The following is a 23,769-nucleotide window of genomic DNA, read 5'->3' as shown; positions in this document are numbered from 1 at the left end:
AAATTGTTACGGAGTGACCACTACATAGTCATTGGTATTAATTAGAATTTCTGATGGTTGATCGACAACGATACGTACCACGTTATTATCAACGACTTGAGATTTGTAATAGTTGTCTTCTGCAACTGTACAGCCTAAACAGCGTCCCATCGCATCCCAAGGTTCAACGAACAGTTTCTGCTGTGCTTGATCTGCATTACCACCAATAAGTGAGAAGGGCAGGCTTACGATATAAGCTGCCGTACCAGCTACCGCATTCACGAGTTGAAGTGGTTTACCAACAATCGTATCGACTACCATCGTTTCGTACGAAGGCCCGAAATCAGTTTCATCAATTTCTATAGCTGCAAAAGTAGGCTGAATAGTCGCAGCTACCAATCCTAAAGTTGCTAATGCAGTAAAAAATCTCTGCTTAACTGTGCGTTGGGTTCTTGCTTTAACAGTCATAACGATATCCTGAAACTCATAGTAGTATGATTAATGGCTGCTGCTATCTTCACACAGGAATCTTGCGGCAACAATAGTTAGGCTAAATATTACAGAAAAATAAATGATACGCACTATTTATGTAAGCGCTAGCACTATTAAAGCAAGATGTGCGCTAATAAGCAACAAAAATGAGAATAATCTAACTATAGCTTTGGCAATATTTGATACTTTCAAAAGTAGATACTGTATCTAAATATTATCTTCATTTAATCCAAACGCAGCACAAGTAATCGGATATCATTTATTAGCTATTTTAACGGCTGACAATTTGGACAATAAACACTGGCTCTGCCAGTAAGCTTAATGTTTTCTAGCGTCGTGCTGCAATGTAGACAGCTTTCTCCTTGTCTACCATACACATTTAGAGTTTGCTGAAAGTAACCAGTCTGACCACTTGCTACTGTGAAATCTCGTAGTGTCGAACCGCCCAGCTTTATCGCTTTCTTTAAAATTTCTTTAATATGATTAACCAAGGTAATAATCTGATCATGTGAAATTTGATTGGCTGGTGTAGCAGGGTGGATGCCGGACAAGTACAGACTTTCAGTCGCATAAATATTGCCAACACCGACCACAACTTCTTGTTCCATGATGACAGATTTAATCGCTCGGGAGATGGGTTTTAGTCGCTTATTCGTTTTAGTATTATTTGACGATAACCCATTGCTATCTTGGCTAGATAAATCAATACGCTGGATTAAACTGTATAAATAGTCTGCGGTAAAATCTTTTGAAAGTGGCTCAGGACCTAGATGATCTAGTAGTTTATTGCCGTAATCTTCATGCCATAGTACTGAACCAAAACGTCTAGGATCATAGTAGTGTAGCTGAGACTTTTTGTTAGCATTATCATTAAAAACGACGACTAGATGATCATGTTTACGCTTATCAGTACCATAGCTATGTTGCTGTAAGCTACCTGACATTCCTAAGTGGATAAGAAGCTGACGTGGTTCAACTTTACTGGCTGACATGGGAGCGTTATTTTGTGCAGCTGCTGGCAGAAAATTAAGAATCAGATACTTTGCTCGGCGCTCGACACTCTCTAATGTGTAATTAACCAGCTCGTCCAAGTTATCTGGCATCATCCATCGCAGCTTTGGCTGAAATACTTTAACATCAACTACCTGTTGGCCTAACAATGGAGCAAGACTGGCTTTAGTGGTTTCTACTTCAGGTAATTCAGGCATAGTATTTTTTAACAACTCTATTGTGGAATAAACAACGACTGACTTAAGGTTTTATTTACACGACTGCACGGCGCGCGTGCAAAATACCATGTTGCTGCTCTAATTTTGCGAGCAACTTAGACAAATGCGCTAAGCCTGAGACTTCGATATGGAACTTTAAAAAAGCAATATTGTCGTCATTGCTTAACGTTTGAACTTGGCGAATATTGACGTTTTCTTTATCAATTATCTGTGTCAAATCACGTAGCAAACCGCGCCTGTCATATGCTTCGACATGAATATCAACGGGCTGATAACGACCCGTCTGCACTTGCCAAGCGGCTTCTATCTTACGCTCAGGGTCACGCTCGACCAGACGTAAGTATTCTGGGCAGCCTCGATTATGCACACTGACGCCACGCGATAAAGTGATGTAACCAGCAATCGGTTCGCCATGCACAGGGTGGCAACAACCTGCCAAATTGATTTCGATATTATCCAAGCCATCGATATGGATTTTATACGCGTCGAGCTTACCTGTATCTCTGTTATCTACATGCGGTACAAAGCTCTCTGGGGGTATCTCAGGTTCAAGGTGTAGCTGACGAGAGATATGACTGGTCAACTGATTCAGGCCAATATCACCTGTCACCAGCCCTACAATAATATCGTCGGTCGTATTGACATGAAAATGCTGAATATAGTCGTTCAGATCAATACTATTAGGATGAACAGATAGGCGCTCAAGCTCTTTGCTAAGCATTTGGCGACCTATTTCAATATTCTTATCACGGTCTTGCTTATTAAACCACTGGCGCAGTTTTGAACGGGCCCGATTAGTATGGATATAACCTAGTGATGCTACCAACCAATCACGATTGGGCTCACGCGACGCCTTAGTGATAATCTCAACTTGCTCACCTGTTTTCAACTGATAGGTCAGTGGCACATAACGCTGATTGACGCGGGCTGCCTGCGCACGGTTGCCAACTTGAGTATGCACATAGTAGGCAAAATCAAGAACGGTCGCGCCTTTTGGTAGTTCGGTAATGTCGCCATCACGACTAAAGATATAAATACGTTCTAGCTCATCAAAATCAACGAGTTGCTCTTCTTCATCAAACTCAATATCATCTATCTCTTCGCCCGCTACCATAGCTGAGCGTGGTTGATTACGTGTCTCATTATTGATGGATAATAATTGGCGCAATGAGCTGATTCTTTGATTCAGATAATTGTCTTTCTTGTTCTTTAGTCCTTCTTTGTAATTAACGTGTGCACACATGCCAAGCTCGGCCTCAAAATGCATTTCATGAGTACGAATTTGGACTTCTAGTGACTTGTTTTCCGCGATTACAGCCGTATGTAGCGAGCGATAGCCATTGGACTTAGGGTTAGTAATATAGTCATCAAACTGCTCAGGAATATAACGCCATAAGCCATGTACTAGGCCTAAAACGTGATAACAGTCAGAAGGGCTATTGACCAAGACGCGCAAGGCACGAATGTCATAAAGCTGATCGAAAGATAAGCCTTTGAGCTTCATTTTTCGATAAATAGAGTAGATATGTTTGACGCGCCCAGATACCTCGCCTTCGATACTGGCGTCTGCTAATGATTCATTCAATTTGTCTTGTACGCGCTGAATATAGGACTCACGTTCGCTACGTTTTTCTGACAGCAGCTTGGCAATTTCTTTATAGCGATCAGGCGCAAGATAACGGAAAGCTAAATCTTCGAGCTCCCATTTTAGCTGCGCAATACCTAAACGATGGGCTAATGGCGCATAAATAGTCATGACCTCACGCGCGACACGAGTTTGACGCTCTGGCCTAGAAAACGTCAACTCACGCATGGCGAAAGTACGTTCAGCCAGTTTTATCAGTACCACGCGCACATCGTTAGTAACAGAGATGAGCATGCTATAAATATTTGATAGCTGATCACGTTGATTATTGACGAAATGGTCTTCTAAGCGCTTGTTACTCTCAATAATCTCCGACAGCTTACCCATTGCAAGAGTGTCTTTGACGAGCGTCAAAATATCTGGACCAAAGTGTTTTTCCACTTCAGCGAGACTAATGATAGATTTGCGCGCACTGCGATACAGCATGGCCGCGACCAATGCGTCTTCATCTTGATAAAGATAGGTCAGAATATCGGTCATACCGATACCAGTAACATAAGCGCCTGAACGCTCAGATTCACTGGTATTCATATGACTGCGAATAAACTCGCAAGCTGCACTTAGGTTGGGTACTGACTCTTGTCCAATACGTTTGGCCACATTATCTAGCCAAGTAGGTACGTCAATGTTGGCTTGATCCAAGTCGACCGCCTCAAGCTCTTTGTTTGATAGCGCATTGGTATCATCCAAATACTCGTCTTCAGTGTGAGGGTCATGCAAATGATAAGTGTGTGCAGCTGAGCGATCAAAAGTAGTATGTAGCTTGTGGGTTGCCAACTGGTATTTGATGTCGAGGGGAATTTGGGCATAGCTATTGGCTGACTGGTGAGAGCGTTGGCTCGCCACCAGTTGCGCCGCAAGTGTTGCACTATCGGCCTGCGTGGTCTGTCCATCCACCAGCGGTAATCCTTCACGAATTTTTACCATAGCCGACTCCTCTTAGCTATTTTGAATTGATTATAACCTCATCTACTATGCACACACTCTGAATTAACGATCCATAAAGTGTCAGCTATAAACCAATACAACTGCTAAAAATTTTATTTTTAGCAGCTATAAAATGCGCGTAAAATATATAAAGCTATGAGTGCAAATGCTTACTATGTAGCGATTGGAAACATCATCAAAAACATAGGAAGATTGTTTACTATTATCTCATTTTAAAGTGACAAATCAAGCGAGCCTCTGTACGGCTGTGGACAATTACGCCAAATAATGGCTATTTATTAGCACAAACTTATCAAAGCTTTGAGTTATCTTAGATAATTTTAATAACGCTTAATTGTCTCTTTAATTAGGTTCAACTATCAGTTGTTATTAACTATTAATCATTTTTGAAGATTAACAATGTTAAACCGCTACTTTTTCAAAGCGAGCGATAGATTCAACATGGCCCGTATGGCAGAACATATCCATTACGCCAGCATGAGTCAGACGATAGCCTTGTTCTAACAATGCTTTTGTATCACGAGCAAGGGTCGCTGGATTACAAGAGACATAAACAATGCGCTCAGCATTAAATTTTGGTAAATATTGCATAATCTCCCAAGCACCAGAGCGCGGCGGATCAATCAACAGTGCATCAAAGCCTTGGTTGGCCCATGGCTTATCAGTACAGTCTTGAGTCAAATCTTGACTATAAAACTCAGTATTGTTGATACCGTTGCGACGGGCATTGTCAGCAGCACGTTCAGTCATGGCTTCACTGCCTTCGACACCGACTACTGAGCCTGTCTCGCCAACGAGGCGCGCTAGTGGCAAACTAAAGTTACCCAAACCACTGAATAAGTCTAATACGCGTTCACCTGCTTTTAAGTCCAACAAGTCACAGGCAAGCTTGGTCATCTGACGGTTCACAGATAAATTTACTTGAGTAAAGTCAGTAGGGATAAATTCAAAAGTCAGATCATACTCTGGCAATTGATAATATAAACGACCAAATTGCTCGCTCAAATCATCAGCGTCTGTCAACGCAATACGTTGGATGCTATCAACGCCTTTCGACTGCAAATATAGCTGCCAATTACGCGCTGCAAAAAATACTTTTAGTTTGTCTATATCAGCGTCTGACAACGGTTCTAAATTACGTACGATGAGCGCAACTGGCTGATTGCCATCAGGTAGTTCTGGCAGTTGCTCACCCATTGCAAGCTCAAGCTGAGCAATCTTGTCACGGCTTTCTAAAGTGCTAATAAGAGTTTTTAGGTTTTCAATCTCAAACCCAATACGCGGATCCAAGATATGACATTCATTTAGCTCTGCCAAGAAGTTACTTGAACGCTCGCGGAAGCCGACAAGCGCGGTTTCTTTTTTGACGACATAGCGCACGCCCAAACGTGCTTTGGTACGATAACCAAGACGATCGCCGACCACAGGAGGGAGCCAATTGTCAGGCTCCGCGTTGGCTTGGTGCATTAGCATTTCAGCCAGTACCGACTGTTTAAAGTTTATTTGTCCATCTGGCTGCCAGTGCTGCAAGTTGCAACCGCCGCAAGTACCGAAGTGCGGGCAGGGTGGTAATGCACGTTCAGGGTTTGGGTTGGCAGTGATACTAATGGCATCGCCTTCTTCAAAGCTAGCACGGCTGTTGGTTATTTTTACTAAAGCGCTTTCACCTGGTAGAGCAAAGCTAACAAATATTTTTTTGCCGTGCTTGTCTTCAGCATGACCTTCAGCAACGTCAAAACCATTACCATAAACAGCAACACCGCGACCATCATGTGATAAGCCATCAATATTAAATGGAATTGGCTCTGCATCTTTTAGACGACGACGTGTCTTTGACGATGGCTTCGATTTTTTCTTACTCGGCGGAATGACAATCGTTTGGGTGTCGTTTGTTTGAGCTTCATTCGCTTGAGCGTTACTGTTTTGCGCTGCCATATCAGATGCTGTAGATGTTTTTGAATCGGTGGGTTGCATAAACCTGCCTTAATAATAAATAACTAGAAGAGGGGAATAAAAACTACTAATAATGCGAATTCTATAATTCGGGTGCCGATGACCAGTCAGCGATAAACTCTTGATGTCGCGGAATACCGTCAGCTTGGGTGTACTTTGCCAGATAGTCATAGCTCTGCTGCTGCCAAGCATCAAAATCTTGTGAAGACAACTGTCCTGTTAGACGTAACCAGCGTAAATAAATAAGCCAAGTATTCATAACATCAGACTCACAGTATATAGATAGGGTCTGCCAGTCACCGCTACTAACAAGCGCGCCAACCATGCTGCCATCCACGTTAGTTTTACCGGGTAATCCGTACAGACTTGCGACGATATCCATGGCTTCGCGGCGACTAGCACCATACTGGCTAAACCGATCCATCAAGTCTAGATGACGTGTATGAAAACGATTAACATAGTTATCAAAGCGCATGTTTTTAATACGCTCGCCTTCTTCGAACAGCCATGGTGCTGACAAATCATATTGCATGGCACGATATATCAGTACAGGTATGTCAAAGCCTGAGCCATTCCAGCTAATAAGTTGCGGCAGTGTCTCAATGTCGTTAAATGCTCTAAAGAATTTGGCTAGGATTTCTTTTTCACTAAATTTATCGGCAGTCAAAGAAAATAGCGATAACTTCCCATCCTTGATATACAGAGCTGAGATACAGACGATGCGCTGTAGTGGCAAGCGCATGAAATCATGCCCTGCCTCTTGTGTACGTATCGCTGTCAGCGCACTTAACGCATCCGCATCGTTAAGATCGGCCAATTGCGGATAGATACGGCGTGCTGCATCGACATCGGCGACAGTCTCGATATCAAAAACCAATATAGGGTCGGATGGTAGCGCTTGTGACATAGATAATCCTGACTATTTATGAGCTGATAGTTAATTCATTATAAAAGAATGACAGCGCTAACCTTGCTTGAAGTATTGCATCTGCACTTGGCCGCTTTGCACTTCTTTCAAATTAACGATACTAAATGGCATTTCTTATGCATTAATTAACTTCTGCGCTGCTGTTATCCGTATTACTATCGTCAACGTTATATAAACCCGTTGATAAATAACGATCGCCACGATCGCAGACAATAAAAGCAATAACAGCATTAGGATTTGCTTTTGCCACTTGGGTCGCTGCCCACGCAGCTGCGCCCGAAGATACTCCAGCAAAGATACCTTCAGTCTTCGCCAATTTACGCATATAGACTTCGGCAATACGCTGATCGATATCCATCACTTCATCAATCAAGTCTGCATCAAAAATACCTGGCATATAAGCCGCTGGCCAACGGCGAATACCAGCAATCGAAGCTTCTTCGTCAGGCTGTAGGCCAATGATTTTGACGTCTGAATTTTGCTCTTTTAAATAACGTGACACACCGGTAATCGTACCTGTCGTGCCCATTGAGCTAATAAAATGCGTAATTTTACCTTCTGTCTGTGCCCACAGCTCAGGGCCTGTAGTCAGGTAATGTGCTTGGCTATTGTCAGGATTATTAAACTGATCCAATACAACCCCTTTGCCATCTGCTTGCATCTGTAATGCCAAATCACGCGCAGCTTCCATACCTTCGTCTACTTCAATCAGCGTTGCGCCATAAGCAATCATGGCATCTTTACGTTCTTGGGTAGAGTTGGTTGGCATGAGCAACGTTATCGGGTAGCCACGCATCGCAGCGACCATGGCTAATGCAATACCAGTATTGCCACTAGTGGCTTCAATCAACATATCACCAGGCTTGATATCACCGCGCTGTTCTGCTTGATAAATCATATTAAAAGCAGGACGATCCTTTACAGAGCCCGCTGGATTATTGCCTTCAAGCTTAGCTAATACTGTAGCACCATTGGCAATGTGCTCTTGCTCAGGCAGGCGTTGAAGTTTTACCAGCGGCGTTTGACCAACGCAATCAGCGAGGGTAGTGATTTGAGTAATAAAGTTAGCATTTGACATGGCCGTAGTGGACATAAAGTATCCTTTTCTATTTTTTAAATATGTTTTTAATGGCTTGTTTTTGATGGAAGCGCTGTTTTTATTGTTTGATCATAATTTTAGACAGTCGCTTGGGTTATAGGTTTACGGTGATAAGCGAGCTAAAAACGAAAGGCATTAGAGTGCGCTCTCATATGTTATGACTATGAGCGATATATTGTGGTAAATAAAAAGTGGCTTTATTATATCATTTTGTTTTCAGCTGCGCTTATCGCATCAAGGATTAATAGTCACTGTATTAGGTCAATGTCAATGTTACGTTGAGGGTTGCAAAAATAGGACTGTTCGCTTAAAGCCGTTTTTTCTTTGACATAGAGTAGTTGGTACTCTAATTATAACGTTGTTCATCATATGGAATGCTTAACCAGAACTTATAGAATCCTGTTAAGATAATCTTGAGCTGTATAGTAGTTGGCCCGTCAAAATCAGTTAATTTATTAACGATTAATAGCTTCATTAAGAGTAGCGCCTTACCCAGATGTTCTAATACGACACGCTACAAGTATCACGAATACTGACGTTATCACAAAAATTCACGGCAAGAACCTTAGTAGAGAGTAGACCTAGCATGGCATATAAAAAACGTTTCGATACCAGTAGTGCTTATGGTCAGCTGATCATACTGGTGTTTTTGCCTATCTGTGTGTTGGCAGCAGTAGGCGGCATCTTGGTATTTCACGAAACCATGCGTGCGAGCGACTCGGAGCAAGAAGTATTGGCCGAAGCGGTACTTATTCGCTATACACCAGTCATAGCTGAACTGATTCCTGAGCTGCTAGAACAAGAGCGCCAGCAAGTAGGGAGTAGTGCAGAGAGGACCCAGCAAGCGGCAATGACGACGCTAGAAGGTATCCAAGATAAGCTCGGACGTATGCAGTCCGAGCAGCATGTACAGCGTATTGCTATTATTAATGAAGGTAATCAAATACTGGCAACAGTCGGTTATGGTCTCAATGAAGAATGGCCATTGATCAGTGATTCCGCAAGCTTTTTGTCACAACGTCCAACGCCTGTAGGTACGGCGTATGGCAGTGTGTTAGGAGAGTTTGAAGGGCAGACATTGTGGTTGCTCGTCGATATGGATAATGAGCCGCTCTATATTGCACGCTACCGTATTGCGATGGCGTTAGTGATTACCGGTTTATTTACTATCCTGATTCTACTACTGAGTTTAAATATCTATTCGAAACGTTGGATTGCCCCCATTTATGAGCTGCGTTTGCAGTTGCAACGTACCCATGTTGATAATTTATACCAACCTGTACCCGTTGAGTCAGATGGTGAGCTGAATTTATTACAGCAAGATCTAGTCAGAACATTGCGCCGCTTACATAGAAGCTTTCAAGAGCTCAAAGACCATGCCGAGCAAACTGAGGATGATTTACGGTTGGCATTTGATGAGATGGAGATGCAAAACATTTCTATTCGAAATGCACGCGATGCAGCGATTTCAACCAGCCAAGCAAAGTCTGCATTTTTAGCCAATATCAGTCATGAACTGCGCACACCATTGAACAGTATCGATGGTTTCATTAACTTGCTGGCACGCCATGGTGAGCTCAATCCTGAGCAGGACTTGTATGTACAGACTATACGTAAGTCCTCAGCACACTTGCTCGCTTTGGTAAATGATGTCTTAGATTTTTCTAAAATTGAGGCAGGTAAGCTAGTACTGGATCGTCATGAATTTGATCTTTATGACACCATTTACGATGTGGTCGATATGCTATCTCCTGTCTCTGCGGAGAAGGGTTTACGCATGGCAGTACTGTTTTACAATGATGTGCCGATGCGCATCAACGGCGATGCGTTACGTCTTAAGCAAGTATTGACCAATATCGTTGGTAATGCCATTAAATTTACGGATAGTGGTGATGTGGTGGTGCGTGTGAGCTTAGATGACCACCGTGACAATTATCTGATGATTAGCGTGCAAGATAGCGGAAAAGGTATTTCTCTTGCAGATCAAAAAATGCTGTTCCAAAGCTTTAGCCAAGGCGATCCATCAATCACGCGTCAGTATGGTGGTACAGGGTTGGGTCTGGTCATCTCCAAACAGTTAACGCGCTTGATGGGCGGTGATATTGGGTTTCATGATAACGCTCAAGAGAATATTGCCAACCAAGGTGCGACGTTTTGGTTTCGCATGCCAGCCCATGTCGACGTGCTAGAAGCAGCCACAGGGCAGACGATCGAATTACCAGTATTAGCGCCACTGGCAAGCGAGACCGATGAATTTAATGTACTGGTTTGGATCAATCATACCGCTTCGATACAAGTACTCAAAGCCAGCTTGCAGTATTTACCAATTAAGTTGACTCAAGCTAACTCATTACCGGGTGTGCTAGAGTCATTAAAAGAGCATGGTAACTATTGGGATTGGGTCATCGTTGATGATGATACGCAAGACGATATGATGGCGCTTCTTAAGCAAATTCGTCTGCATTATCAAGGTAAGCTTGCTGTGTTTGGCTATCAAGTGGCTGCCGATCAAGCGCTACTCAACCGCTATCATGCCAACATACTGTATGAACCATTAGACAAAAGACAGCTATATGCAATGCTCGATACTCAAAGCCGTAGTACGCCGCAAAGCCTGCAGGAACCACGCTGGAAAGGGGTCACGGTACTGGCAGTTGATGACCATTTGCCCAATTTACTAGTGCTTGATGCTCTATTGAGCGAGCTAGGGATTCAGGTAGTTACTGCGAGCAGTGGGTTTGATGCTATTGAGATTATCAGTAAACAACAAACCAAAAACATCAAAACTGCTAAGAGCGATAAGCAAAGCCTATCGAATAAAACGCAACTTTCTAAAGCAGAAACACGTGATGAGATAAACAAGAAAACAAATAGCGCGTTCTATCATGAGGACACGAGCGCTGACGATAAAGCGGCTACGCAAGACAAAGACAAAGACAAAGACAATATTGATTTGATATTTATGGATATTCAAATGCCGCGTATGTCAGGTCATGAGGCGGCTAAGCAGATTCGAAATATCGAAAATGCGGATAGTCGTATCCCTATTATCGCTCTGACAGCTCACGGGTTAGCAGATGAACGTGACAAACTTATAGCTAGCGGTATCAATGACTATGTCGGCAAACCTATTAGCCAACCGCAGTTATTGCAAGTGCTACAGAAATGGCTTGGTCGTAAGAGTACCACACCACAATTGACCGCATTGCCCGATACAGATTTGCAAAACTTTGGCTTACAGCATCCAGATTTACAGGGTGATAGTTTACAAAGTGTTGAGGCTGAGCTAACTACTATTGATTCGCTGCGCGGTTACTCAATCAATGACAATGATTTATCGAACGACTTACTCTCTAACAATGTAAATGGGCAAGAGACTCAAGCCAGTTCAGATATGTCTTCAGATGACTCAACCGCTACTTATCCAATAATAAGAGGAGACGGGGTAGATCGTAATAGTACTTCTGTCAGTAGCGAGCCGAAAATTACCCGTCCACTATCCCTGAAAAAAATCCGTGATGACTATCTGCGCGATAGTCAGCCTCGTGAAGGCTATAGACGAGATACTGCGCGTGATATTCAGCCGCGCTATGAAAGCTTACGTCTACAAAAACAAGGTCAATCGCCACTATTAAAACCACCAACAAAGTCTATCGATAACTCTCAAGATAAAAGCCCTCAAGACCAAAGCTTTCAAGATAGAACAGCTCACGATAATACGACTTTACACGAGCAAATCAATAATGACCTTAGTAACAACAATATAAGCAAAAGTGATACCTCAAACATTTTAGATTGGCAAGATGCGCTCACACGTTCAGCGAATAAACCTGAATTGGCGGCCAAGCTTATTATTATGATGATCGATACTATCAATGATGAAAAACAGGCACTCATTCAGGCATGGGAAGCGCATGACCGCAATATGCTGGCACAAATTGCCCATCGTATATTGGGCGGTAGTCGATATACAGGTGTACCGCAATTGCGTCAGGCTAGCCAAGACTTGGAAGATAAGTGTCTGCTGAATGTACAGCATACGACACCTGTGCAATTTGCAATGATTGAGCCTTATTATGAGGCATTATTAACGGCGCTAGACAACCTGCAAAAGGTAGATTTATCATCTTATCCGCAGCTTAATTATCATCGCTTAAGCGAAAATGACATGACGTGGAAAATGATATAAGTTGAAGATGAGGTAATAAGGTCAGAATCATTCAGGTTCAGAGATCGATAAGTAACCTCGTTAAATTTGCTAGTCGCTATCAACTAGACACTCTATATCTGCTGTATATGAAATTGACCATAGTATCGTGGCAGTCAGTTATTACTACGGTACAACAAAGACAAGCCTGCTAATATTGTGAATATCAGCACCATATTTATTTTATTCATTAATAAGGATTGTTATGAACGCGATTGCAAGTTACCAGTATGAGACCTTACAAGTTAGTATTACAGACAACATACTGACGGTTACCTTAAATCGTCCACATAAAAAAAATGCCATGAGTTTTCAGGTAATCAATGAGCTGATTAAGCTGGCAGGTCGTATTAGCAAAGACAGAACCATACGAGCAGTCATTCTAAATGGGGCAGAGGGAACGTTTTGTGCAGGTATTGATTTAGGAGACTTAAATCATCCAAAGAATACAGCATTTGCGCTTTGGGAATTGATTAAACCATGGCAAAGTGCGTTCCAACGAGTATGCTTGGTATGGCGTGATCTGCCAGTACCCGTCATAGCCGTATTGGAAGGGTATTGTATCGGCGCTGGACTACAGTTGGCGTTGGCTTGTGACGTACGTATCAGCCATCCTGATTGTCAGTTATCTATTATGGAAGCTAAATGGGGGTTAGTGCCAGACATGGGACTGACTCAATCGGCATTTGGGGTCCTACGAGAAGATACTCTAAAAGAGCTCGCCATGAGCGCCCGTATCATCGATGCTAACAAAGGCAAAGAGTTAGGCTTGATTAGCCATTGTAGTGAAGCACCTCTTGAACAAGCACAAAAGCTTGCTGCCGAATTCGCAGAGCGCTCTCCTGATGCGGTGCTAGCAAGCAAACGCGTGATAAATGCAATGTATGATCAACCTGCTAAGACTTTATATAAAGAGAAAGCATGGCAGCTTAAAATGATGCTTGGTCGCAATCGTAAGCTTGCCCTCAGAAAAGCAAAGCAGGCCAGCACCTTATTTGGCAAACGCCAATTCCGCTAAATTTTTTCTACTAGCAACTTTGCTAGTTCTGTTTTTTATTTGACTCGCTTTAATAGAAGAGGTTGCTACTTAAGAATACCAGACATATTTTGATAATTATTTTGACGATTTTTAATTGTTAGCGGTTGTTTCGCCATTATCTTATAGCCATTGAAATGCAAGCAGATAGCACGATATAGCATTGTCTGCTTGCACCGATGTGGGTAAAGATGCACTATTGTTGTTAAAGGTATCTATTTTAATTACTGGATAAGCCAGTAAAATGACGAAAGCCTACCTAACAACACGTGCAAGCAATTAAACGTCGAAAAATAAAATATTAAAAATAATAGCCACTATATAAAACGGTCTAAATATGTCTGCTTCAAAACCTTCCCTTCCAAACAAACCTATCGCTTCTGAGCGAGTGCGCTCTGCTGATTTGCCTGTTGCATGGATTATGATGCTTGGGCTGATGGTTGCGGTAGGTCCATTATCAATTGATATGTATCTGCCAGCATTACCATCGATGGCCGATGATTTCGGTGTTTCAACGGCTTTTATGGCCAACTCTGTTCCTGCATATTTTTTGGGCTTGGTATTTGGGCAGCTATTTTACGGACCCTTCAGTGACCGTGTCGGCCGTGTCAAACCCTTATATATAGGTATGACGCTGTATGTTATCGCTTCTATCCTTTGTGCGACCACTGATAATGAGTATGTACTGTTTGCAGGCCGGACCCTACAAGCATTGGGCGCGTGCGTCGGTGCAGTAGTTACTCGTGCTGCGATTCGAGATCGCCTCACTGCCAAACAAACGGCAAAAGCTTTTTCCATCATGATTTTAGTGATGGGCTTAGCACCCATATTGGCACCATCGCTTGGCGCGCTATTCTTACAGTTTTTTGATTGGCATTCTATCTTTTGGTTTTTAGCTGCATTTGGCGCTCTTAATTTGTTACTTACTAAGTTTTTCTTTTTTGAAACTTTGACCGAAGAAAATCGCAACGTACGTCCTGCAAGAGAAGTGCTCAGTCAATATTGGGATTTATTAAAAGACCCGACTTTTAACTATCCAGCAATTGGTGGTGGATTGTTAATGGGAGCGATGTTTGTCTATATCAGCTCGGCTTCTGAGCTAATTATGGATACTTATGGCGTCTCAGCGACACATTTCGCTTGGTTGTTCGGAATGAATGCGGCAGGTTTTGTAGGTTTGACTCAGTTAAACCAATGGCTTACCAATCGCTTTCGAATACTAAGTATTTTGCGATTTGGGGCGATGATGCAGGTTATCTCTGCGGGTTTGCTATTCGTGATTGGCTTGCTTTTAGGGACGGATGCTTGGTTGCCACTGGTGCTGGCTTGTATTTTCTTTTGTATAGCAGGATTGGGTCTGACCCAGCCCAATGCTTCTGCAATTGCGCTCGCTTTTCAGAAACGCCGTGCTGGTATGGCAAGTGCACTACAAGGTTCGCTAATGTTTTCAGTCGGTATCTTTGGTGGCTTGTTATTGAACTTGTTTCCAGTCAACCCAGTTCTCAAAGTTGGTATTGCCCTGTTCTCACTAATGAGTTTCGGTTCTTTCCTGATTTGGAAGATTGATCGTAATCTAAATTTGGACGATGCAGAGTAAGAGCGTCTCGATTTTAAGTTAGCTGTATTTTAAAAGCACTGATACGTTTACAGCGTATGAGTGCTTTTTTGTGCGCTTTATTTATTTTTCTTCAGAGCAAAATTAAATTTTATAGACGTTTTATATAATGGAGTTTATTGATTATAAACGAGTATATGTGGTTCAGAAACATATGCATAATTTGCTATATATAACTGCTAGTAGATGATAGCCAAACATAAATATTGCAATCATAGAATTAGGCAAGTACTATCTATCGTAACTTTCTGTAAGTGAATATGTATAGACATTGCTTAACCTTGCTAGATTGTCATTCATTAAAATGTAAAACAACGTGAAGTTTCAAGGATAGATTATGATGCAGTTATATCGAGCGTTACCGATTCTGTTGAGTATTGGCCTCTTCGGCTGCGGTAATTCTGCTACTCAAGAAAGTGTAAGCACACCAGTAAAGGAAAACACAGATAGCTTTGTAAGTAATTTGCCTGATACGGCTCCAGTTATTAAGGTCGGTACTGAAGCTAATTATGCTCCTTATGAATTTAAAGATGAATATGGAAATGTAACAGGCTTCGATATAGAACTGATGCAATATATTGGTGAAAATCAAGGTTTTAAAGTTGAAGTTTATAATGATCCTTGGGAAGGGTTGTTTGATAACTTGGACAATAAAAGTCGAGACATGGTAGCAGCAGGTCTTACTTACAGTAGCGAGCGTGCTAGCAAATATCTGCTTTCAGATGCTTATGCGCCTCTTCCTACTAGCCTTGTATATTTAGACGAGTCGTTAAATATTAAGTCATTAGATGATTTAGGTACTTTAAGAGTAGGTGTATTGACCAGTTCAGAACCTTATGAATACTTCGCACAAGGTAAATATAAATTAGGTTCTTTAGAGCAATATCCGACTACATTTGCAGCGGTAGAAGCGATGGCACAAGATAAAGTTGATGCTGTCGTAGATGATTCTGGTGTACTCCGTTATACATTGAATGATCTACCCAATCTGCAGCCACAATACTTTGACTATGAAAGCATTAGAGCGGACGGTGCTCGCAAAGTATTTCTAGTAGATAAAGCTCAGCCTGACCTGCTGAAAAAAGTGAATACAGGGTTGAAAGGGTTAAAAGAAGACGGTACTTACGCAAAGTTAACGACTAAATGGTTTGGTACAGATTTGACAAAAGCATCTTTGCAGCAACAGGAAATGTTGCAGTAACCCTAAGCGTAGTAGTTATGGAACGTATTATTTTTAAACAACCATAAATATAAATTTATCTATACATTGAAAGGACTATGCTATGACTATATCAACTCAAAACGGTAACTCGCGTTATCGTGGTTTGATCTTGTCGATTGCTGCCTTCTTGGCATTGATTGGGATACTGCTTGCATTTACGTTTTATACTTCAAGTGTTCTTGAACGCAACACCACATTGGTAAATATATCTAATAAAACAGCTAATAATGCTCAAGCTATCATCAAAGACTTGTTCGACTTACAAGGTAGTATTGGTGAACATATTAATTCTCCTCACCAGAAGCGTGTAAGAGAAAGACTAGACAATAATACCCAAGGTATTGATCAATTGCTTTCTAGTATGCGTGAAGGTTCGGAGTACATTGACGCTTCTGGAAACGCTCATAAAATTCCAAGTATTAAAACATCAACTGAATTGGCAGCCTTAGAAAGAGCACAGCAAGATTGGAGTGAGCTAAAACCACTAATTGCAAATTACCTTGAAGGTGCTGGTGATATTCGGATAGATTCTTCAGACGAGTTGGCATTAGCATATGAACAAGCAAAAACTTCTAGCTTGAGTATGAACGATGCGCTTGATGAGCTGACTAATGAAGTTTACGAAGAAACAAAGCGTCAAGCAACTACCATTCGTCTTATTCAGGTACTTGGTGTTGCCGCTATCTTTACCTACTTCTTAATCTTCGTATTCTTCTTTGTACGTCGTCTACGTGAGACGGATGCTGAAGCACTTGCCGCTCGCCAAGAAACGCAAGAAATTATGGAAACAGTAAATACGGGTCTTTTCTTACTGGATAAAGACTTGAATATTGGTCAACAGCATTCTCGAGCGCTTAACAATATCATCGGCTCTGATAGTTTGGCAGGGGAAAACTTTACCAATGTTTTGCGTGGCCGTATCTCTGATAAAGACCTCAAGACCACACAGCAATTCATTGAGCAGCTCTATAACCCTCGCGTTAAAGAAAAATTGGTAGATTCACTTAACCCGTTGAATAAGGTCATGCTGCATAACCTGTCTGACGATAAGAGTCTTGATAACCGCTTCTTAGATTTTAAATTCTCACGTGTTTATGACAATAAAGACATTGCTCGTATCTTGGTCAACGTGAATGATGTATCAGATGCAGTCTACTTAGAACAGCGCCTAGAAAAAGAGCGTTCGCAAAACGATATGCAGATTGAGATGTTAACGACTATCTTGAATGTGAACCCAAAGATTATTAATGAGTTTATTGGTAATACCCAAGCGCATATCGAGAAGATGAATAACATCTTGAAAAATCCTGGTAGCTCACAATACGAGCTTGAAGGCAAATTAAAAGCTATTTATCGTGAAATGCATAGCTTAAAAGGTGAAGCATCAGCACTAAAACTACACAGCTTTACGAAGATTGCTTCTGATGCTGAAGACAAGTTACATGCATTACAAAACCAAGGTCAGTTGTCTGGTAATGACTTCTTACCATTGGCAGTACATTTGGATGATTTGCTCAGCTTATCGAACACGATTGCGACGTTGGGTGAGCGTATCAACCGCTCAGCACCGACAGCAGCTAAGTCGTCAACCGTACAAGCGCCAATTGCTACCCAAAGTCCAGTAGCAGACCATGCAGCTAGCAATGCTGACTTCGATGGTGGGCTAGATATCGACTTAGACAATGAAACAGATGACGATTTATTGTCCTTTTACAATGAATTTACAAAAGAGATAGCTGCAAGACAAGGCAAGCAAGTACAGCTAAAAAGTACGACGCTAACCCAAACCAGCATTCCGGCACATCTTGCAAAGCCAATCAAAGAAATCAGTATTCAGTTGCTGCGTAATGCGGTAGTCCATGGTATCGAGTCGCCAAGTGTGCGTCATACTACTGGCAAAACTGACGTTGGGACCATTGATTTGGAAGTGCAAGACAACGGTTCAAACTTTATGCTGGTTGTTCAAGACGACGGACAAGGTATCAACTACGACAGCATCCGTAATAAACTGATTCAAGAAGGTAGTTTCGGTACGGAAGAAGCAAATCAGCTTAGCAAAGGTGACTTGCTCAAACAGCTGTTCTCTTCTGGATTCTCTACCAAAGAGCACTCAGATGAAGACGGTGGTCGCGGTGTTGGACTTGATATCATTAAAGCAAAAGTAAAAGAGTATGATGGCAAGCTTAACGTAAATAGCGAGCTGGGTCAGATGACACGGTTTGTCATTACTTTACCTAAAGCTTAATCAAAATAGTAATTATATTGTCAGGGACGACAAGCACTTCATTAAAGGTAGTAGATAAGTTATGCATAAGTTAATGATTGTTGATGATTCAAATATTATTAGAAACCGTATTCAGCGCGCATACGATTCAGGAAAATTCATGTTGGTTGCGACAGCGACTAGCGGTGTTCAAGCCATCGAAAAGTTCAATGTCCATCGTCCTGATGTGATCACCATGGATCTAACCATGCCACAAATGGATGGACTAGAATGTATTGAAAAAATCATCGCGATTGATCCTGAAGTACGCATTTTAGTGGTATCAGCGTTATCGGATAAAGCCACCGGCATTGAAGCATTGTCGTTAGGTGCTAGCGGATTTTTGTGCAAGCCTTTTTCAGAAGAGGAGCTTGTAGAGTCTTTGTATGAGCTGATGCAAGACTAATACCATTCATCGACCAAAGCAGATGTCATTATGAAAGAGCAAAAGCTACAGATTTTTTTAAGTATTATTAGTAATTATTTTGACCAGTTTGGGGGAGAAGAGCTTATTGCCGATACCCCTTACTTACTAGAAAACAAACAGCCAAAAGTCCACGATTATACGGGCGTGATTGGTATATCTGGTGGCCAAAAAGGCGTGGTATATTTTTCGGCGACGCGTGACTTGCTGTCTTCAATCTTAGACAGCATGGGCGAGACCGATAAAAGTGAAGAGAACTATGTAGATCTGGCTGGGGAAGTGGCCAATACAATTGCAGGCAATGCACGCAAAGAGTTTGGCTCAGAGTTTCATATCTCTGTACCATTTGTGTTCAAAGGTGCACCGCAAAGTATTGTATTGCCGAACGATGAGCGTTCTTTTATCATCCCCATCACTTGGCATTCTCAAGTAGGCGAGATTGTGGTTTGTTTGCAAGACTAATGCTGCCACGTAATACAGATGGATATTAATATATTATGGTTAAAGTAGAAAAATTGGGTGTATTTCTAAGCTCGATCAATGCGTTTTTTGCGCAAATTGATGGCTCGGAAGTGTCAATTGATACCCCTTACTTGAACAACAACAAAAGCGCGATTGGCTTTGATTATAGTGGTGTCATCAAGATATCAGGGCCTTTAGAAGGTTGCGTCTATGTCAGTGCACCAAGCGTGATGTTGCGAGAAGTCATCAAAGTGATGGGCGAGCCTGACTCTTCAATCACTATGATGAAAGATTTGTTGGGTGAAATGGCCAATACAATCTCAGGTAATGCTCGTACAGAGTTTGGTTCAGAGTTTATTATCTCTCCGCCGCACATTGTAGAGAGTGCACCAAGCGTGTCTTATTTACCTAAAGATCGTCAAAGCTATATCACACCATTTACGTGGCGTGGTTACAAGGCGGTTATTGGTATTTGCATTGCATAAGTTATAGTCAATGCTCTATAAACGAGTGATAACTATAAAAGAGCGACAGCATTAACCTTGCTTGAAAAATAGCTATTAAAAAGATAATCATGAAAAAAGCGATGCAAATGTGTCGCTTTTTTTTGTTTTATTATCGCCATAGTTTGTTTTTATCTTATTGATACGCTACAAACAAACTGCTGGAGATTCCAAGACATTATGTGATAAAATACAGCGCAGCTATTTTTTATAATTCACTTTATAGTTTAGATTTGGGCATTTGCTTCAATCTAGCGATAGCTTCTTTTTTTAAACCAACCAATGACACACACATCATGGCAAAAAATTGCTGGGTGTTTGGCGACTTGATTAATTTGTGATCTGTTAGTGCTTTACTAATGAAAACTAACCGGTAGCAGATGCGTGTCGCTAAATAGGCTGTTTTTGTGATGTGGAGGCATAACCCAACCAATAGGATATATTCTCATGGCTACAAAGAATCCAACCAAAATCGAAATGCGCGACTTACTACAAGCAGGCGCTCACTTTGGTCACCAAACACGTTTTTGGAACCCAAAAATGGGTCCATACATCTTTGGTGCACGTAACAAAATCCATATCATCAACTTAGAGCACACCGTAAAAGCGTTCAACGAAGCGTTGACTTACGTAAACGGCCTAGCTGCTAAGAAAAACAAAGTATTATTTGTTGGTACTAAACGCGCTGCAAGCGGTATCGTACGTGAGCAAGCAGCTCGCGCTGGTATGCCATACGTTGACCATCGCTGGTTAGGTGGTATGTTGACTAACTGGAAAACTCTACGTCAGTCAATCAACCGTCTAAAAGAGCTAGAAAAGCAAGCAGAAGACGGTACTTTCGCTAAGCTAACTAAGCGTGAAGCGCTAGAGCGTACTCGCGATATGGAAAAACTTGAGCGTTCACTAGGTGGTATCAAAGACATGGGCGGCCTACCTGACGCTATCTTCGTAGTAGACGTAGATCACGAAGCTATCGCTATTAAAGAAGCCAAGAACTTGGGTATTCCAGTTATCGGTATCGTTGATACTAACTCTAGCCCAGACAACGTTGACTACATCATCCCAGCTAACGATGATGCTATCCGTGCTGTGACTTTGTACGTAACTTCTATGGCTGATGCTATCATCGCTGGTAAAGAATACGCACAAACTCAAGCTGGTGGTAAAGCTGAGCAAGCACCTGCTGCAACTGAAGAAGCGCCAGCTGCAGAAGAAGCTGCTGCAACTCCAGCAGAATAAGTAGCTGACTTAAAAAGTTTAACTTTGTAAGGATGTCTTGATAGTGTATCTATCAGCATCCATATAATGTTTTGAACAGCGTATAAGCTCATAATAGGCATGATGTAGTTTTACTCGTCATGCCTTGTTATTGAATAAAGCCTTATTAATATGCCATTCGTAGAGCGAGCAGCTATTGAGCGAGTATTATCGCTCCTACTGGTCATATCGCTATATTGTACAGATGTTATTTGTTTGACATCATTGATGGCTATATTAGTAATCGTTCAAGACGAGCTGTCTGCTAGATTTTAAGTAATACCAAGATATCGAATAGAAATACAGCATTTAGAAATACAGCACTCCTATACATAACTATACTAAGGTGACTCTTATGACAGAAGTAAAAGTATCTGCCAAAATGGTAAAAGAATTGCGTGACCGTACTGGTCTTGGCATGATGGAATGTAAAAAAGCGTTAGAAGAATCAAACGGTGATGTTGAAGTTGCCATTGATAACCTACGTAAATCTGGTCAAGCTAAAGCAGCTAAAAAAGCGGGTAACATCGCAGCTGACGGCGCTATCATCATCGCTCAAGGCGAAAACAAAGCATTCTTGTTAGAAGTTAACTGCCAGACTGACTTCGTTGCAAAAGATGACAGCTTCACTGCATTTGCAGAAAAAGTTGCTAACCTTGCACTAGAAAACAACGTAACTGACGTTGCTGCTATCTCTGAATTGTCTTATGGCGAAGGTCAGACTGTTGAAGAAGCACGTGTATCTCTAGTACAAAAAATCGGTGAAAATATCCAGATTCGCCGTGTTGAAACACTTGAAGGTGCTAACATCGCTGCATACCGTCATGGTCTGCGTATCGGTGTAGTGGTATCTTTTGAAGGTGGCGACGCTGACACTGGTAAGAACCTTGCTATGCATATCGCTGCATTCAACCCTGTTGCTGTAGATGACGAAGATGTTGCTGCTGACGTATTGGCACGCGAAAAAGACATCATCGAAGCGAAAGCTCGTGAGTCTGGCAAGCCTGACAACATCGTTGAAAAAATGATTGAAGGTGGTCTACGTAAGTACCTAGACGAAGTAACTTTACTACGTCAGCCATACGTTATGGACAACGACAAGAAAGTTGGCGAAGTCCTAAAAGCTGAAGGCGTAAAAGTACTTGGCTTCAAACGTCTAGAAGTTGGTGAAGGCATCGAGAAGAAGCAAGAAGACTTCGCTGCTGAAGTTGCTGCAACTCAGGCTGCTAACAAGTAAGTAGCAAATAGTGTTGGATCAGGCTGTGAGTACTTAATTGTGGCTCACAGTTTGGCTTTATCACTCTTAATGCATCAAGATATAAAGCATCAAGATATAAAGCCTCCAGACATAAAAAAGCCCATTAATGAATCAATGGGCTTTTTTATGTCTGACTTTTAGATAACTGGCTTAGCGTAAAGCCGCATAGGCTGAGTTGGCATAGCTAGCACTATTCACATTGCTGCTAGTAGCATAACTGACATTTTGTAAGCCATTACTTGTACTGGTGCTACTGGTTTGATTGTTAGCACTGATACTCGCACCAAACAGTCCTGCATCGTTCTTATACAAGCTATGATAACGGCTCATCACTCTTTGAACATAGTTACGTGTTTCTTTGAACGGAGGGATGCCACCGTATTTATCGACATTGCCTTCGCCCGCATTGTAGCCTGCGACAGCATGTTCGACATTATTGTTGAAGCGGCGCATGAGCCATGCAATATATTTGGCTGATCCTTCGATATTATCTGCAGGGTTCCAAGGATTGCTGACATTGAAACGGCGCGCAGTTGCTGGCATCAACTGCATCAGGCCTTGTGCGCCCACTGGTGAGCGTGCGTTTGGATTAAAAGCTGATTCAGTGTGCATCATTGCTTTCATTAGGGCAGGGTCCACACCGTTGCGCTCAGCGGACACACGAATGTAGCTGTCGTAAGAGTTGCGACTTCCGCTGTTGCTAGCGGCACTGCTACCATAGCTATCGCTGCTTCCGTCATACATCTTAGAGTCTTTATAATAAGTGACTTTTACTTTTTTCGTAAACTTATCAAAATTTCCACTAGGATTGACGTTGGTCAATAATACTTGTCCACCTTTGTCTTTGTAGATATACATGTTGCCTGCATTGGCAGCGACAGAAAAGGTCGAAAGAGCAATGGCACTTAGTAAAAGGGGAGATAAGCAGCGAGTCATTAAAGTAGCCGTATTTATCATAGTAAAATCACTTTTTATCGAATAACAGCAAATTGTTTTGCCTACATATGCATTGATTTAGGCGCTTAAGCGGTTACTGATTTTGCAGAATTATTTAGCCTACTGTGAGGACAGCAGCTGAGCAATTATCACTTTCAATAAGGAACCACTTGCAATAGATACAAAAAATAATAGTTGCTTACTATAACATATAATAACTTTTTGGCGCATCAGATTGATAAACTAAGTTGTAAAATCAGATTTTCATTGTTAAATAATCTTAGGTAAATCAATATGCTAAATTCTCTGGGTT

The 23,769-nt window shown here is 41.8% G+C and carries 17 protein-coding genes; 10 read left to right on the top strand and 7 right to left on the bottom strand.

From position 1 onward, the window contains the following. Positions 1 to 6 precede the first annotated feature (6 nt). From Q0788_RS05185 to cysM, 6 genes are all read right to left on the bottom strand, one after another. A complete protein-coding gene (locus tag Q0788_RS05185) occupies positions 7 to 447 on the bottom strand; it encodes a hypothetical protein (protein WP_298808448.1) in 441 nt (146 codons plus the stop codon). A 290-nt stretch (positions 448 to 737) separates the two neighbouring features. Then, positions 738 to 1,679, bottom strand: coding sequence for a bifunctional DNA-formamidopyrimidine glycosylase/DNA-(apurinic or apyrimidinic site) lyase (mutM, locus tag Q0788_RS05180; protein ID WP_298808445.1), 942 nt, complete (start codon positions 1,677 to 1,679; stop codon positions 738 to 740). Between the two features lie 55 nt (positions 1,680 to 1,734). Beyond that, positions 1,735 to 4,272, bottom strand: coding sequence for a bifunctional (p)ppGpp synthetase/guanosine-3',5'-bis(diphosphate) 3'-pyrophosphohydrolase (locus tag Q0788_RS05175; protein WP_298808443.1), 2,538 nt, complete (start codon positions 4,270 to 4,272; stop codon positions 1,735 to 1,737). A 423-nt stretch (positions 4,273 to 4,695) separates the two neighbouring features. Then, positions 4,696 to 6,267 carry a 23S rRNA (uracil(1939)-C(5))-methyltransferase RlmD gene (gene rlmD, locus Q0788_RS05170; protein ID WP_298808440.1) on the bottom strand — a complete coding sequence of 524 codons (1,572 nt, stop codon included), beginning with the start codon at positions 6,265 to 6,267 and terminating at the stop codon, positions 4,696 to 4,698. A gap of 61 nt (positions 6,268 to 6,328) precedes the next feature. Next, positions 6,329 to 7,153, bottom strand: a complete 825-nt coding sequence (locus tag Q0788_RS05165; RefSeq protein WP_298808437.1) for a 3'-5' exonuclease — start codon at positions 7,151 to 7,153, stop codon at positions 6,329 to 6,331. Between the two features lie 142 nt (positions 7,154 to 7,295). Next, a complete protein-coding gene (gene cysM / locus Q0788_RS05160) occupies positions 7,296 to 8,252 on the bottom strand; it encodes a cysteine synthase CysM (protein WP_298809018.1) in 957 nt (318 codons plus the stop codon). A gap of 607 nt (positions 8,253 to 8,859) precedes the next feature. On the opposite strand from cysM, the gene Q0788_RS05155 reads away from it, so the two are divergent. From Q0788_RS05155 to tsf, 10 genes are all read left to right on the top strand, one after another. Further along, on the top strand, positions 8,860 to 12,462 hold the full coding sequence (locus Q0788_RS05155; RefSeq protein ID WP_298808434.1) for an ATP-binding protein: 3,603 nt from the start codon (positions 8,860 to 8,862) through the stop codon (positions 12,460 to 12,462). 223 nt (positions 12,463 to 12,685) lie between these two features. Then, complete coding sequence (locus tag Q0788_RS05150) at positions 12,686 to 13,498, top strand: crotonase/enoyl-CoA hydratase family protein (protein ID WP_114701169.1); 813 nt, start codon at positions 12,686 to 12,688, stop codon at positions 13,496 to 13,498. Positions 13,499 to 13,853: 355 nt separating this feature from the next. Continuing rightward, positions 13,854 to 15,113 (top strand): multidrug effflux MFS transporter, encoded by a 1,260-nt coding sequence (locus Q0788_RS05145; RefSeq protein WP_191114724.1) that lies wholly within the window; start codon positions 13,854 to 13,856, stop codon positions 15,111 to 15,113. Between the two features lie 355 nt (positions 15,114 to 15,468). Further along, positions 15,469 to 16,332, top strand: coding sequence for an ABC transporter substrate-binding protein (locus Q0788_RS05140; RefSeq protein WP_298808427.1), 864 nt, complete (start codon positions 15,469 to 15,471; stop codon positions 16,330 to 16,332). Positions 16,333 to 16,414: 82 nt separating this feature from the next. Further along, positions 16,415 to 18,598, top strand: a complete 2,184-nt coding sequence (locus tag Q0788_RS05135) for an ATP-binding protein (protein WP_298808424.1) — start codon at positions 16,415 to 16,417, stop codon at positions 18,596 to 18,598. A 61-nt stretch (positions 18,599 to 18,659) separates the two neighbouring features. Further along, a complete protein-coding gene (locus Q0788_RS05130) occupies positions 18,660 to 19,022 on the top strand; it encodes a response regulator (protein ID WP_057758425.1) in 363 nt (120 codons plus the stop codon). A 30-nt stretch (positions 19,023 to 19,052) separates the two neighbouring features. After that, complete coding sequence (locus tag Q0788_RS05125; protein WP_057758427.1) at positions 19,053 to 19,502, top strand: chemotaxis protein CheX; 450 nt, start codon at positions 19,053 to 19,055, stop codon at positions 19,500 to 19,502. 35 nt (positions 19,503 to 19,537) lie between these two features. Beyond that, complete coding sequence (locus Q0788_RS05120) at positions 19,538 to 19,987, top strand: chemotaxis protein CheX (protein ID WP_057758429.1); 450 nt, start codon at positions 19,538 to 19,540, stop codon at positions 19,985 to 19,987. Positions 19,988 to 20,452: 465 nt separating this feature from the next. Beyond that, complete coding sequence (rpsB, locus tag Q0788_RS05115) at positions 20,453 to 21,244, top strand: 30S ribosomal protein S2 (protein WP_057758431.1); 792 nt, start codon at positions 20,453 to 20,455, stop codon at positions 21,242 to 21,244. Positions 21,245 to 21,617: 373 nt separating this feature from the next. Further along, positions 21,618 to 22,499: a translation elongation factor Ts gene (gene tsf, locus Q0788_RS05110; protein WP_057758434.1), complete on the top strand. Its 882-nt coding sequence runs from the start codon at positions 21,618 to 21,620 to the stop codon at positions 22,497 to 22,499. A 171-nt stretch (positions 22,500 to 22,670) separates the two neighbouring features. On the opposite strand, the gene Q0788_RS05105 is transcribed toward tsf, so the two are convergent. Continuing rightward, the gene (locus tag Q0788_RS05105; RefSeq protein ID WP_298808419.1) at positions 22,671 to 23,477 is read right to left on the bottom strand and encodes a lytic transglycosylase domain-containing protein; all 807 of its coding nucleotides are present in this window, start codon (positions 23,475 to 23,477) and stop codon (positions 22,671 to 22,673) included. Positions 23,478 to 23,769 lie beyond the last annotated feature (292 nt).

This window comes from uncultured Psychrobacter sp. (assembly GCF_947500265.1).
In the GTDB taxonomy this organism is placed as follows: domain Bacteria; phylum Pseudomonadota; class Gammaproteobacteria; order Pseudomonadales; family Moraxellaceae; genus Psychrobacter.
Note: the sequence above shows the minus strand (reverse complement) of the source record. Positions and strands in the feature narration are given on the sequence as shown.